14 protein-coding genes are annotated in these 12629 nt (G+C 64.6%); 5 read left to right on the top strand and 9 right to left on the bottom strand.

Annotated elements, in window-relative coordinates; genetic code table 11:
• Nucleotides 1-56: 56 nt before the first annotated feature.
• From dapF to ACZI8R_RS10085, 4 genes are read right to left on the bottom strand one after another with little or no spacing between them, the layout of a single operon-like run.
• Nucleotides 57-923, bottom strand: a complete 867-nt coding sequence (gene dapF, locus ACZI8R_RS10100; RefSeq protein ID WP_463379464.1) for a diaminopimelate epimerase — start codon at nt 921-923, stop codon at nt 57-59.
• Nucleotides 924-937: 14 nt separating this feature from the next.
• Nucleotides 938-1831: a TrmH family RNA methyltransferase gene (locus ACZI8R_RS10095; RefSeq protein ID WP_463379463.1), complete on the bottom strand. Its 894-nt coding sequence runs from the start codon at nt 1829-1831 to the stop codon at nt 938-940.
• A complete protein-coding gene (miaA, locus tag ACZI8R_RS10090; protein ID WP_463379462.1) occupies nt 1828-2808 on the bottom strand; it encodes a tRNA (adenosine(37)-N6)-dimethylallyltransferase MiaA in 981 nt (326 codons plus the stop codon). Before miaA ends, ACZI8R_RS10095 begins: the two co-directional genes overlap by 4 nt.
• Nucleotides 2805-3521, bottom strand: a complete 717-nt coding sequence (locus ACZI8R_RS10085; RefSeq protein ID WP_463379461.1) for a class III extradiol dioxygenase subunit B-like domain-containing protein — start codon at nt 3519-3521, stop codon at nt 2805-2807. The genes miaA and ACZI8R_RS10085 overlap by 4 nt, the downstream gene beginning before the upstream one ends.
• Before the next feature lie 138 nt (nt 3522-3659).
• On the opposite strand from ACZI8R_RS10085, the gene ACZI8R_RS10080 reads away from it, so the two are divergent.
• Nucleotides 3660-5018: a DUF349 domain-containing protein gene (locus ACZI8R_RS10080; RefSeq protein ID WP_463379460.1), complete on the top strand. Its 1359-nt coding sequence runs from the start codon at nt 3660-3662 to the stop codon at nt 5016-5018.
• Between the two features lie 72 nt (nt 5019-5090).
• Here ACZI8R_RS10080 and ACZI8R_RS10075 read toward each other — a convergent pair whose 3' ends face one another.
• Complete coding sequence (locus tag ACZI8R_RS10075) at nt 5091-5666, bottom strand: Rv2732c family membrane protein (protein ID WP_463379459.1); 576 nt, start codon at nt 5664-5666, stop codon at nt 5091-5093.
• Nucleotides 5663-7180 (bottom strand): tRNA (N6-isopentenyl adenosine(37)-C2)-methylthiotransferase MiaB, encoded by a 1518-nt coding sequence (gene miaB / locus ACZI8R_RS10070; RefSeq protein ID WP_463379458.1) that lies wholly within the window; start codon nt 7178-7180, stop codon nt 5663-5665. Before miaB ends, ACZI8R_RS10075 begins: the two co-directional genes overlap by 4 nt.
• Before the next feature lie 197 nt (nt 7181-7377).
• On the opposite strand from miaB, the gene ACZI8R_RS10065 reads away from it, so the two are divergent.
• From ACZI8R_RS10065 to ACZI8R_RS10050, 4 genes are all read left to right on the top strand, one after another.
• On the top strand, nt 7378-8106 hold the full coding sequence (locus tag ACZI8R_RS10065; protein WP_463379457.1) for an amino acid ABC transporter ATP-binding protein: 729 nt from the start codon (nt 7378-7380) through the stop codon (nt 8104-8106).
• A gap of 110 nt (nt 8107-8216) precedes the next feature.
• The gene (locus tag ACZI8R_RS10060; protein ID WP_463379456.1) at nt 8217-9050 is read left to right on the top strand and encodes a glutamate ABC transporter substrate-binding protein; all 834 of its coding nucleotides are present in this window, start codon (nt 8217-8219) and stop codon (nt 9048-9050) included.
• An 84-nt stretch (nt 9051-9134) separates the two neighbouring features.
• Nucleotides 9135-9815, top strand: a complete 681-nt coding sequence (locus ACZI8R_RS10055) for an amino acid ABC transporter permease (RefSeq protein WP_463379455.1) — start codon at nt 9135-9137, stop codon at nt 9813-9815.
• Nucleotides 9812-10681 carry an amino acid ABC transporter permease gene (locus tag ACZI8R_RS10050; protein WP_463379454.1) on the top strand — a complete coding sequence of 290 codons (870 nt, stop codon included), beginning with the start codon at nt 9812-9814 and terminating at the stop codon, nt 10679-10681. Before ACZI8R_RS10055 ends, ACZI8R_RS10050 begins: the two co-directional genes overlap by 4 nt.
• Before the next feature lies 1 nt (nt 10682).
• On the opposite strand, the gene recX is transcribed toward ACZI8R_RS10050, so the two are convergent.
• The 3 genes from recX to ACZI8R_RS10035 all read right to left on the bottom strand — a co-directional run bounded on the left by recX (nt 10683) and on the right by ACZI8R_RS10035 (nt 12592).
• On the bottom strand, nt 10683-11207 hold the full coding sequence (recX, locus tag ACZI8R_RS10045; RefSeq protein ID WP_463379453.1) for a recombination regulator RecX: 525 nt from the start codon (nt 11205-11207) through the stop codon (nt 10683-10685).
• 4 nt (nt 11208-11211) lie between these two features.
• The gene (recA, locus tag ACZI8R_RS10040; RefSeq protein ID WP_463379452.1) at nt 11212-12255 is read right to left on the bottom strand and encodes a recombinase RecA; all 1044 of its coding nucleotides are present in this window, start codon (nt 12253-12255) and stop codon (nt 11212-11214) included.
• Between the two features lie 142 nt (nt 12256-12397).
• The gene (locus ACZI8R_RS10035; protein WP_463379451.1) at nt 12398-12592 is read right to left on the bottom strand and encodes a DUF3046 domain-containing protein; all 195 of its coding nucleotides are present in this window, start codon (nt 12590-12592) and stop codon (nt 12398-12400) included.
• Nucleotides 12593-12629: the final 37 nt, after the last annotated feature.

Here is a 12629-nt window from a genome sequence, read left to right as displayed (position 1 = left end):
ACCACCATGATCCCACGGATCATCGACAGAGTGCACCTTCTTTACCTGCGGCGAAGTCAGGCGAGCTGCGCCCACCACCGCTCGTCGAGCACTCCCGTCGCGACGAGCCGTGACGGACCGCGCAACGTGGCATTGCCGTCGGCGTATCCGACCGTCACTTCCCCACCGGGCACTCGAACACGAACTTCGCCCGCATCCGCTCCGCCGTGACGCAGTGCAGCGACCGCGGCGGCGACCGTGCCGGTTCCGCAGGATCGAGTCTCGCCCACACCTCGCTCGTGCACCCGCATCGAGACTGCCCCGTCCACCAGTGGTGTGACGATCTCGATGTTGACGCCGTGCGGGAAGAATCCTGGGTCGAAGCCGGGTGAGACCGTGAGATCGAGGGCGCCGAGTGCGGCGTCCGTCAATTCCTCGACACACGCCAGGTGCGGGTTTCCGACGTCGATACCCAACCCGGTGAACACTCGGCCGTCGACCGTCGCCGTGCTGGTGCCGAACTCGTGCACCGCACCCATGTCGACGGTGACGTCACCTGTCCAGCCGTCCGCCTCGTGCACTGTCACCGGGCGTGCGCCGGCACGCGAGCCCACGACGAACTCCTCCCGCTGCTCGAATCCACTCGAACGGAGGTAGTGCGCGAACACTCGAACGCCGTTGCCGCACATCTCCGCAATCGAACCGTCGCTGTTGCGGTAGTCCATGAACCAGTCCTCCGCCGACAGACCGTCCGGCACGTCGGGCAGCACCCCGGCATCCGTCAGCGCGCCGACGCGCGCGACTCGCAACACGCCGTCTGCTCCGAGACCGCGCTGTCGATCACACAGGGCAGCGACCCGGTCCGGAGTCAGATCGATCCGAACATCGAGATCCGGGAGTACGACGAAGTCGTTCTCGGTCCCGTGGCCCTTGCTGAAATCCATGCCGACAAGCCTAACTACGTAGCTCGCCGCGCGCCGAGTCGCCGCTGCCTCGCGATTTCGTAGAGACCGACTGCGCCTGCCGAAGGCGCACCCAACGAGCTCGCCGCTCCGCCGATCGGAATGTTCACCACGGCGTCGCACGCCTGCCGCCACGCCGCGCTCATACCCCGCGTCTCGTTACCCACCACCAGCAGCGTGCCGGTCGTGAAATCGTGATCGTCGATCACGACCGATCCGTCCTCGTCCGTGCCCACCACCGTCAGGGCGGTGCCGTTCTCGGCAAGCGAGTCACGGAAAGCGAGCACTTCGTCGACGGAGGACACCGTGATGACGGGCAACGCGAACAACGACCCCGTCGACGCGCGCACCGATTGCGGATCGTAAGGATCGGCGCCGTGCCCGACGACCACGACGGCATCCGCACCGAAGGCGTTGGCGGTCCTGATCAACGTGCCCAGGTTGCCCGGTGAACTCGGCCTGTCGAACACGACGACGAGCGGTCGCTCACCGAGGCGAAGATCCCGAAGACGTGGGTGCCTGGTGTGCGCCACGGCGATGAGCTCCGGCGCAGTGCCGTCCTTCTCCCCCAGCTCGGCCATCAGCTCGGCGCCCACGCCGATGTGCTCCACCCCACCACGTTCGATCAGCCCGCGTGCCCAGTCCGACAGCGACGGCCCGCCCATGCGGTGCAACAGTGCTTCGATCGGCCAATCCTGGTCGAACGCGACGTTCAGTGGTCGCACGCCCTGGATCAGAAAGCGTCCTGCGCGGGTTCGCTTGGTGCGATTGCCCAGAAACGACTCCCACTGCTGGAACCGAGCGTTGCGTGTGGTCACCAGAAGTTTCGCCGAACCCTTGCCGGCTCCACCTCTCGGGGCCGAACGTCTCGGTGGCGGTGTGCGGCTCATTCGTCTCCTTCGACAGCATTACGGGTGAGAGCGGCGTGCGCCTCCAGCGCAGCCGACAGAAGCTGCGGATCGTCACCGTCGACCCATTCGATGCGTGGATCGCGGCGAAACCACGATCGTTGCCTACGCACATATCGCCGGGTACCGATGAACGTTCGCTCCTGCGCTTCGGCCAAGTCGTATTCTCCGTCCAGATGGGCCAACACCTGCGCGTAGCCGATTGCACGCTGGGCGGTGACGCCCTCGCGCAGGCCCACCTCGATCAGCTCCTGCACCTCGGAAACCAGCCCCCGATCGAACATCACCTGCGTGCGCAAGCGAATCCGCTCGTCCAACCCTGTGGTGTCGCGATCGACCCCGATGATGTGGGTGCCCCATCGTGGGTCACCGATGGTGGGCGCGGAAGCGGCGAAGGGCTTGCCGGTGAGCTCTACCACCTCCAGAGCACGCACGATTCGACGCGAGTCGGTGGGAAGAATCGATGCGGCTGCGGCAGGGTCCGCCTCGACGAGTTTCCGATGTACCGCCACCACCCCACCGTCGGCGAGGACTGCCTCCCACTTGGCGCGAACCTCTGGATCGGTCGCGGGGAAAGACCATTCGTCGAGCAGCGCCTGTACGTACATCATCGATCCGCCGACGATGATCGGAACTGCGCCGCGGGCGAGGATCGCCTCGACGTCCTCGGCTGCGTTCTGCTGGTACGTCGCGACGGTCGCCGTCTCCGTGACGTCCAATACGTCGAGCTGATGATGGGTGATGCCACGCCGCTCGTCCGGCGTCAGCTTCGCAGTTCCGATGTCCATTCCGCGATACAGCTGCATCGCGTCGATGTTGACGATCTCGCCGCCCCACCGCTGGGCAAGGTCGAGAGCGAGATCCGACTTGCCCGTCGCAGTCGGACCGACGACCGCGACCGGCGTGCTCGGTCGCTCACCTCGCTTCGCGGCATCACCGTGCTTCCCGAGATCGGTCACGCCCACCACATCCCCACGTGATACCCGACTCCGTACGGCGCGCCCACGTACTCGGTGGACGTTCGTGACGGCAGCGCACCCTCGAACACCCCGGCCAGGACCTGCCAGGCGACGCGTCCGCCGATCCCGAAGCGTCGGGCCGTTTCGGGCGTCAGCTCCGTCAATTCGCGGATGTCTCCGCTCGACAGCGCACCGTCCATCCGCGCCTGGACCGGCTCCGCGCCTGGATCGAATGCGCCGGGCGCCTTGGGCGTGAGGGTGTTCGATCCATCCCCGATCACCAGGAGACCACGCGGCGTGTCGCCGCGATCCAGTTCGGCACGCAATCGCTCCCCTTGCGCCCGGCAGTCCGCGGGCGACAGATCGTCCGAGAAGAGCCGCACCTCCATCTCGACGCTCGGGGCATAGTTACCGCGCAGCCAGCCCGCGACGAGTGCAGCGAGAGGCAGTTCCGGCTCGACATCCGTCGCGCCCACGGCGCCGAACGACACCTCGATGTCCGCGCCGAAGCCACGAAACGTTCCCCGTTTCGGTGCACCGAAGTGCGCGGATGATCCGACACCGACAGCAATCCAGTCGGTCGATTCGCCGGCCAAAGCATTCACGACCCGGCCTGCCGCGTCGCGTAGATCTGCCGTCTCGTCCGCAGCCCGGCCTGCCAGTTCGGGGACGAGAATAGGCGGTGACGGAACAAGGGCAGCTGCGGCGAACACGAGGGCAACGCTATCCGACCGAGATCGGTCCGACCCTGCCCGTCTCCTCTGATTCAATAGTGATCAGAACCCATACCGGGTTGAATAGAGCAAGAACGCGATCAGGCGGCCGTGTCGCGCGGCAGAGATGAGGAACCGATGACCGACAACAGCCACGTCACTCCCACCCCCAAGCCTGGCGCACCCAAGCCCGGAGCACCCAAGCCCGGCGGCCCGAAACCCGGCGCGCCCAAGCCCGGTCCGGCGGCTCATATCGCACCCACTCCCGTACCCATCGTCGTCGTGAGCGATCCCAGCAAGTTCGGCCGGGTCGACGACGACGGCACTGCGTGGGTCACAACGCCCGACGGCGAGCGCCAGATCGGCTCCTGGCAGGCCGGCGACGCCGCAGAGGGACTCGCGCACTTCGGTCGTCGATTCGACGACCTCGCAACGGAGGTCGGTCTGCTGGAAGCCCGGCTCACCTCTGGAGCGGGCGATGCGAAGAAGACGAAGTCCGCCGCTGTGGCGCTGGCGGAATCCCTTCCCACTGCCGCCGTGATCGGCGATATTCCCGCGCTCGCAGCCCGGTTGGACATCGTGATCGCCGAGTCGGAGGTCGCGGCCGAGCACGCGAAGCAGGAGAAGGAACAGTCGCGGCAGGAACACACCGCCCGCAAGGAAGCCCTCGCTGCGGAGGCCGAGCAGATCGGCGCCGAATCCACCCAGTGGAAGGTCGCCGGCGACCGCCTGCGCGAGATCCTCGACGAGTGGAAGACGATCCGTGGTGTGGACCGCAAGGTCGACGACGGACTGTGGAAGCGATACTCGAAAGCTCGCGAAGCCTTCAACCGCCGTCGCGGTGCCCACTTCGCCGAACTCGACCGGGATCGGGCCACGGCGCGGACGAAGAAGGAAGACCTCGTTGCCCGTGCCGAAGCGATGTCCGATTCCACCGATTGGGGTGGGACCGCGGCCGCGTTCCGTGAACTCCTCGTCGAGTGGAAGGCGGCCGGAAGGGCACCTCGTGACGCGGACGACGCCCTCTGGAAGCGTTTCAAAGGCGCGCAGGACGTGTTCTTCGGAGCCCGCAATGCGGTCGCGTCGGAGCGCGATGCCGAATTCGAACAGAATGCCGTCGCGAAGGACGCGCTCCTGAAGGAATCGGGCGACATCGATCCCGCCAAGGACGTCGACGCAGCCCGCGCGGCACTACGCGACCTGCAGGAGAAGTGGGACGCGATCGGCAAGGTTCCGCGTGAGCGGATGCACGATCTCGAAGGAAAACTACGGGCGATCGAGAAGCGGGTCCGCGAAGCCGCCGATGCCGAGTGGCGTCGTACCGACCCCGAGGCCCTCGCTCGTGCAGCGCAGTTCCGTGAGCGGGTTGCTCAGTTCGAGGAGCAGGCCGCGAAGGCCACCGCCGCCGGCAAGAAGAAGGACGCCGAGAAGGCGCAGGCTCAGGCGGCGCAGTGGCGTGAGTGGGCAGCGGCTGCCGAGAGCGCCGTGAACGACTAGTACCCCCGACTGACCAATGTCACACCGGTTCGCGTGAGCTGAACGTGTGTGACATTGGTCGGGGAAGGGGTGCTAGACGATCCAGTCGCCGCGGCGCTCCGCTTCGGCGGCAGCGGTGCGGCGCTGCTCTTCGGCCGCCAGTTGAAGAGCGGTGCGGCTCCACACGACCTTCAGCCAGTGGAAGGTGAGCACGATGACTGCCACCCAGCCGAGCACGAGGCCGATGCCCGGCCCTGCCAGTCCGGCGTCGGTGGGCACTGTCTGACGAGCCCAGATCGAGAGCATGCCGAGGACGATGGAGATCGCGGAGCCGGCAAGGGCCGCCCACGCGAGCACCCAGCGTCGGGTGACGAGCGCGAGCATCGACGCGATCACGCCGAACACCACGACGAACCCGACGAAGACGCGCGACGGACCCTTCACGAGTTCGTCCCGAGCAGCGTCGCCGTCGACGAGAACTTCCCATCCGTTCGCACCGCCTGCGTGCGGCAGGCTCAGGGACACGAGCAAGATCAGAACGATCACCGCGACGACTACGGCACGGGCGCCGGGATCGATCTCACCGGCGACCTTGCGCTCGGCGGCGTCGAAATCCTTCCGGTACCCCTCGATGGGGTCCGTGTCGTGTTGTCCGCGCTGGTCCTTCATGCGCTGCATCCCATCTGTGCGGGTAATGGATCGGGAGCCCCGACCTGTGGAAGTCCGAGGCCGACACCGATCGGTGGAGTCTTGGGGGTGATGCCCTTTTCGAAGGAATCTCCGGCCCGGGTGCGCCGATGCGTTCGGACCTCGTCGTCCGCCACCAGGTGGTGTGGCGCGGCTGCGGTCACCGTTGTCGTGACGATGTCCCCGGGGCGAATCGACTGGTCGATCGCACCTTCCGGCCGGAAGTGGACGAGTCGACCATCGCGGGCGCGACCGCTCATACGTGCGGTGGCGGCATTCTTCCGACCTTCACCGGCCGCGACGAGGAGTTCGACCTCCCTGCCGACGAGCTTGCGGTTCTCGTCGAGAGTGATCTCTTCCTGGAGCGCGAGCAGGCGTTCGTACCGATCCTGCACCACCGCCTTGGGGAGCTGTTCTTCCATGTCGGCAGCCGGTGTTCCCGGGCGCTTCGAGTACTGGAACGTGTAGGCACTCGTGAATCTGGCCTTCCGAACCACGTCGAGAGTTTCTTGGAAGTCTTCTTCCGTCTCCCCTGGGAAGCCCACGATGATGTCGGTGGTGATCGCGGCTTCGGGCATCGCCGCCCGCACCTTCTCGATGATTCCGAGGAACCGAGACTTACGGTACGAGCGCCGCATCGCCTTGAGCACGCGGTCGGATCCCGACTGCAACGGCATGTGGAGCTGCGGGCATGCGTTCGGAGTCTCGGCCATCGCCTCGATGACGTCGTCGGTGAATTCCGCCGGGTGTGGTGACGTGAAGCGCACCCGCTCGAGTCCCTCGACGTCACCGCACGCGCGGAGCAGGGCGGCGAATGCACCCCGGTCGCGGGGATGCTCGGGATCCGCGAACGACACTCCGTACGCGTTGACGTTCTGTCCGAGGAGCGTGACCTCCAGGACACCTTCGTTCACGAGAGCCTGAACCTCGGCCAGGATGTCGCCCGGGCGCCGGTCCACCTCTTTGCCGCGCAGGGCGGGGACGATGCAGAAGGTGCACGTGTTGTTGCATCCGACCGAAATCGACACCCAACCCGCGTAGGCCGACTCACGCTTGGCGGGCAACGTGGACGGAAACGCCTCGAGCGACTCGAGAATCTCGACCTCGGCGCGCTCGTTGTGGCGTGCCCGCTCGAGGAGCGCAGGCAACGAACCGATGTTGTGAGTTCCGAAGACGACGTCGACGTACGGGGCCTTCTTCACCACGACGTCGCGGTCCTTCTGCGCAAGGCATCCGCCCACCGCGATCTGCATCTCGGGGTTGCGTTCCTTCGCAGGGACCAGCTGGCTGAGGTTGCCGTACAGCTTGTTGTCCGCGTTCTCACGGACGGCGCACGTGTTGAAAACGACGAGATCGGGCGCCTCCCCCTCGGCCGCCTTCGCGTATCCGGCGTCCTCGAGCAGACCCGACAAACGCTCGGAATCGTGCACGTTCATCTGGCAGCCGTGGGTGCGCACCTCGTAGCTTCGGCGGGTGTTCCGGTCGATCGTGTCCACACCTCCAGAGTACGGCCCGCCTCCGACCGCTCTCCCAGCACCGTTGCTCCAACGGCCGCCCGCCGTAAAGTTTCCGTGACATCGGGACGAAACCGCTACCAAATGGTGTATCTGCCAGGCCCCAACACATAGGGTCTCCGACTATGACCCAAGCCGATGCGGTGACACCACCGCCCGCGAGGAGCAGTAGTTCGTCCATGATCTCGATGCGAGCGGTGAACAAGAACTTCGGTTCGCTGCACGTGCTGCAGGACATCGACCTGGAGGTGCCGGCCGGTCAGGTCGTCATCGTGGTCGGGCCGTCCGGTTCGGGTAAGTCGACACTCTGCCGGACCATCAACCGCCTCGAGCCCATCGACTCCGGTGAGATCCACGTGGACGGTCGGACGCTGCCCGAGGAAGGGCGTGCGCTCGCCGCGTTGCGCGCAGATGTGGGAATGGTCTTCCAATCGTTCAACCTCTTCGCGCACAAGACGATCCTCGAGAACGTGATGCTCGCGCCGATGAAGGTGCGCAAGAAGAAGCGTGAACAAGCCCGTGAGCGCGCTTTCGCACTTCTCGAGCGTGTCGGTATCGCAAATCAGGCGGACAAGTATCCCGCCCAGCTCTCCGGTGGCCAGCAGCAGCGAGTCGCGATCGCCCGCGCTCTCGCCATGGACCCCAAGGTCATGTTGTTCGACGAGCCGACATCGGCACTCGACCCGGAGATGGTCGGCGAAGTGCTCGAGGTGATGACCTCGCTCGCCAAGGAGGGCATGACGATGCTCGTCGTCACCCACGAGATGGGCTTCGCCCGCAAAGCCGGAGATCGAGTCCTGTTCATGGCCGACGGCCAGATCATCGAGGACACCGATCCGAACACCTTCTTCTCCCACCCGAAGTCCGAACGTGCCAAGGACTTCCTCGGAAAAATACTGAGCCACTGATCTGAAAGCTCCTGAGCTACCGACACACCCGCTGGAAGATTCACCCCGCTCGAAGAACTGCGCTGCGCGTCAACCGCAGTGACAATCAACTGTCGTTTTGGAGGATCTCGATGAACATCACTCGTTCTGTGCGCCTGGGTCTCGGCGTCATGGCGATCGCCCTCGCTGCCACGGCCTGTGGCGGCGGTGAAGAACGTAACGTCACCCAGAGTGCCGAGAACGGCTCGCTGGTCGTGGGTATCAAGTTCGATCAGCCCGGCCTCGGCCAGCGCAACCCGGACGGCACGTTCAGCGGCTTCGATGTCGAGGTCGCAAGGTACGTCGCCGGAAAGCTCGGCGTGAGCCCCGAGAACATCGAGTTCAAGGAGACGCCGTCGGGACAGCGCGAAACAGTCATCCAGAACGGCGAGGTGGACTACATCGTCGGCACGTACTCCATCACCGACGAGCGCAAGAAGAAGGTCGACTTCGCCGGTCCGTACTTCATTGCGGGCCAGTCGCTTCTCGTCCGTTCGGACAACCAGGACATCACCGGACCGGAGTCCCTCACCGGCGGCAAGAAGCTGTGCTCGGTGGCCGGATCGACTCCCGCGCAGAACGTGAAGGACGAGTACGCGCAGGACGTGCAACTCCAGGAGTACGACACCTATTCGGCCTGCGTCGAGGCGCTGCGCAACGGTGCGGTCGACGCACTGACGACCGACGACATCATCCTCGCCGGTTACGCCGCCCAGTCCCCCGGCGAGTTCAAGGTCGTCGGTGAACCGTTCACCGAGGAGAAGTACGGCATCGGCCTTGCCAAGGACGACAACGAGAGCCGCGACAAGATCAACGACGCGATCGAGGCAATGATCGCCGACGGGTCGTGGGAGAAGGCGTTCAACGAGACCGTCGGTGCGTCCGGCTACCCGATGCCGGCACCGCCCACCGTCGATCGCTACTGATTCTTTCCAGTCCGTACGTGGCGACTCTCCGGTCACCGGAGAGTCGCCACGTAGGCCCCATAGCCAGCACAACGGAGACGGCACGTGGATCTACTGAGCAAGTACGGCGATCAACTGATCTCCGCCTTCTGGACAACGGTGCAACTCACCGTGCTGTCCGCGGTCGGAGCGTTGATCCTCGGCACGATATTGGCCGGAATGCGAGTGTCGCCCATACCGGTGGCGCGGGTCTTCGCGGCCACGTACGTCACGATCTTCCGCAACACTCCCCTGACGCTCATCATCGTCTTCTGCTCGTTCGGGCTGTATCAGACGCTCGGTGTCCAGTTGGCGCAATCGAGTTCGCCGACCTTTCTGGTGGACAACAACTTCCGCCTCGCCGTGCTCGGCCTGAGTGTCTACACGGCGTCGTTCGTCTGCGAATCTCTGCGGTCGGGCATCAACACCGTCCATGTGGGGCAGGCAGAGGCCGGACGATCACTCGGCCTCACGTTCTTCCAGAACCTGCGCATGATCGTGCTGCCGCAAGCGTTCCGGACCGTGATCGCCCCGCTCGGTAGCGTGCTCATCGCCTTGACCAAGAACACGACCATCGCCGCGGTGATCGGCGTCGCAGAAGCCGCTCTCCTGATGAAGGAGATGATCGAGAACGAGGCCGCCATCTTCGTGGTCGGTGGCATCTTCGCGCTCGGCTTCGTGATCCTGACCCTGCCGATGGGACTTCTGTTCGGCTACCTCAGCAAGCGTTTGGAGATTGCACGATGAGTTCCGGCGCAACTGTTCTCTACGACGCACCGGGCCCGAAGGCTCGTCGTCTCTACAATTTGTTCTCCGTTGTCGTCGTCGCGGTCCTCGTCGGAATCGGCTACCTGATCTACGTCGCTCTCGACGAGAAGGGGCAGCTTACTTCCGAGAAGTGGCAGCCCTTCATCGAGAAGACCTCCTGGGAGACCTACCTGTTGCCGGGTATCCAAGGGACGCTCGTCGCGGCCGCGGCATCGATCGTTCTCGCGCTGATTCTCGGTGCGGTACTCGGTATCGCACGACTGTCGGATCACCGACCGATCCGCATCGTCGCCGGCGTGTTCGTGGAGTTCTTCCGAGCAGTTCCCGTGCTGATCCTGATGATTTTCATGTATCAGGTCTTCGCGGAGTACGAGGTGTTCAAGTCCAAGTATCTGGCGCTGGCAGCCGTGATCGTGGGTCTGACGCTCTACAACGGCTCAGTGATCGCCGAGATCGTCCGCTCGGGCATCAACTCACTGCCCAAGGGGCAGGCCGAGGCAGCCAAAGCCGTGGGGATGCGCAAAGGGCAGGTCATGCGCACCATCCTGCTGCCACAGGCCGTCACGGCGATGCTGCCTGCGATCATCTCTCAAATGGTGGTGGCGCTGAAGGATTCGGCTCTCGGCTACCTACTCGGCTACACGGAGTTGGTCCGTTCGGGTCAGCAGTTGGGTGCCTACTACAGCAACTACCTGCCGGCCCTCATCGTGGTCGCCGTCATCATGATCATCCTGAACTCGGCTCTCACAATTCTTGCCACACGCCTCGAGAAGCGGCTGCGGTCGGGACGAAAGGGCAAAGGTCCCGTGAACGCACCGGCCACCGTGGACGCTGCAGCCCGATAGTTCAGAATCCGTCGGCGGGCGGTGCGTCGATCTCGGCGCCCGCCCGTCCGATCTGTTCCTTGACCACCTCGAATGCGAGGCCCGGGGGAAAGCCGCGTCTCGCGAGCATTCCCACCAGTCTTCGCATCGCGCGTTGACGATCGTCGAGTGAGACGCTCCGCATTTTGCGAGCCACCAGTTCGGTGGCCTTCTCCCGCTCGTCCTCGACGCTGATCTGGTCGAGCGCACGCGCCGCATCTTCTTGGTCGACCCCCTTCTTGCGGAGTTCGAGTGCAAGTGCGCGCTTACCGCGGCCCGAGAATGTGTGGCGTGAATGCACCCATTGCTGCGCGAAGTCCGCGTCGTCGACCAACCTCACCTCTGCGAGACGGTCGAGCACGCGGTCTGCGACATCCGCGGCGAAGCCCTTCTTTTCCAGGCGTTCGGCAAGTTCGGCTCGACTTCGGGCCCGGTCGGTCAAGAGGCGCAGACAAACGTCCTTTGCCTGCGCCTCTGTTCCACCACCGTCACCAGTGGACTTGTTCATCGGATCAGAACTCGACCGGTGCCGCTTCTTCGGTGTCAGCTGTCACGTCGGCTCCGATACTGAGCTTCTCTTTGATCTTCTTCTCGATCTCGTCCCGAATATCGGTGTTCTCGAGAAGGAACTTGCGCGAGTTCTCCTTGCCCTGGCCGAGCTGGTCACCCTCGTACGTGTACCAAGACCCGGACTTACGGATGAACCCGTGCTCGACGCCCATGTCGATCAGCGAGCCTTCCTTGCTGATTCCCTGGCCGTAGAGAATGTCGAACTCGGCCTGCTTGAACGGCGGGGCGACCTTGTTCTTGACGACCTTCACGCGGGTACGGTTACCGACCGCATCCGTGCCGTCCTTGAGCGTCTCGATACGGCGAACGTCGAGGCGAACGGACGAGTAGAACTTGAGTGCCTTACCGCCCGTGGTGGTCTCGGGCGAGCCGAACATGACACCGATCTTCTCGCGCAGCTGGTTGATGAAGATCGCGGTGGTGCCGGAGCTGCTGAGCGCACCCGTCATCTTACGAAGCGCCTGGCTCATCAATCGCGCCTGCAGACCGACGTGGCTGTCACCCATCTCGCCCTCGATCTCGGCGCGGGGCACAAGAGCCGCAACCGAGTCGATGACCAGGATGTCGAGCGCGCCCGAACGGATCAGCATGTCCGCGATCTCGAGCGCCTGCTCACCGGTATCGGGCTGCGACACGAGAAGTGCGTCGGTGTCGACGCCGAGCTTCTGCGCGTAATCGGGATCGAGTGCGTGCTCCGCGTCGATGAATGCGGCGATGCCACCGTTGGCCTGCGCATTGGCGACTGCGTGCAGTGCCACTGTGGTCTTACCGGATGATTCGGGACCGTAGATCTCGACGACACGGCCACGAGGAAGACCACCGATACCGAGGGCGACGTCCAACGCGATGGAGCCCGTCGGAATCACCGCGATCGGCTGGCGCACTCCCTCACCGAGACGCATCACCGAACCCTTGCCGAAGTTCTTGTCGATCTGCGCCAGCGCCAGGTCGAGCGCCTTGTCTCGATCGTGTGCCTGTGGTGCCATCGTCGTCCCCATTCTCGAGTCTCATCGGTGATCTGTGGTCAGGTTAGAAGCCGGTACCGACAACTTTCGTGATCACCGGACGTGCCCAGTGTAAACGAACGTGTGTTCGATCAGTTCGAATGTTGGAGCGACACGCCGTGGGTCAACGCCTCGACGGCGGAACGTCGAACTCGGCGCACAACTCACGCCACACCTCACGGGGTTCTCGACCAGCCTCGATGGCCTCCGCCGCAGTCTTTCCCTCGAGCGAGAGCAGGACGTGGTCGACCAGCAAGGAGTCGCCGCGCACCTGCCCGAACTCCTCTCGGACGAGTTCGTGAAATTCGGTCATCCGCACAGCACACACGGTACGGGCAGCGTCGACGAATGGCACA

The organism is Rhodococcus huquni (genome assembly GCF_055231055.1).
The sequence above is the reverse complement of the archived record's forward strand: the minus strand, read 5'-3'. Positions and strand labels throughout refer to the sequence as shown.

What these genes read in the sequence shown, in the direction of transcription:
- dapF (WP_463379464.1), bottom strand. Translation starts at nt 923, where the DNA reads ATGGATTTCAGCAAGGGCCACGGGACCGAGAACGACTTCGTCGTACTC.
- ACZI8R_RS10095 (WP_463379463.1), bottom strand. Translation starts at nt 1,831, where the DNA reads ATGAGCCGCACACCGCCACCGAGACGTTCGGCCCCGAGAGGTGGAGCC.
- ACZI8R_RS10080 (WP_463379460.1), top strand. Translation starts at nt 3,660, where the DNA reads ATGACCGACAACAGCCACGTCACTCCCACCCCCAAGCCTGGCGCACCC.
- ACZI8R_RS10075 (WP_463379459.1), bottom strand. Translation starts at nt 5,666, where the DNA reads ATGAAGGACCAGCGCGGACAACACGACACGGACCCCATCGAGGGGTAC.
- ACZI8R_RS10065 (WP_463379457.1), top strand. Translation starts at nt 7,378, where the DNA reads ATGATCTCGATGCGAGCGGTGAACAAGAACTTCGGTTCGCTGCACGTG.
- ACZI8R_RS10060 (WP_463379456.1), top strand. Translation starts at nt 8,217, where the DNA reads ATGAACATCACTCGTTCTGTGCGCCTGGGTCTCGGCGTCATGGCGATC.
- ACZI8R_RS10050 (WP_463379454.1), top strand. Translation starts at nt 9,812, where the DNA reads ATGAGTTCCGGCGCAACTGTTCTCTACGACGCACCGGGCCCGAAGGCT.
- recX (WP_463379453.1), bottom strand. Translation starts at nt 11,207, where the DNA reads ATGAACAAGTCCACTGGTGACGGTGGTGGAACAGAGGCGCAGGCAAAG.
- recA (WP_463379452.1), bottom strand. Translation starts at nt 12,255, where the DNA reads ATGGCACCACAGGCACACGATCGAGACAAGGCGCTCGACCTGGCGCTG.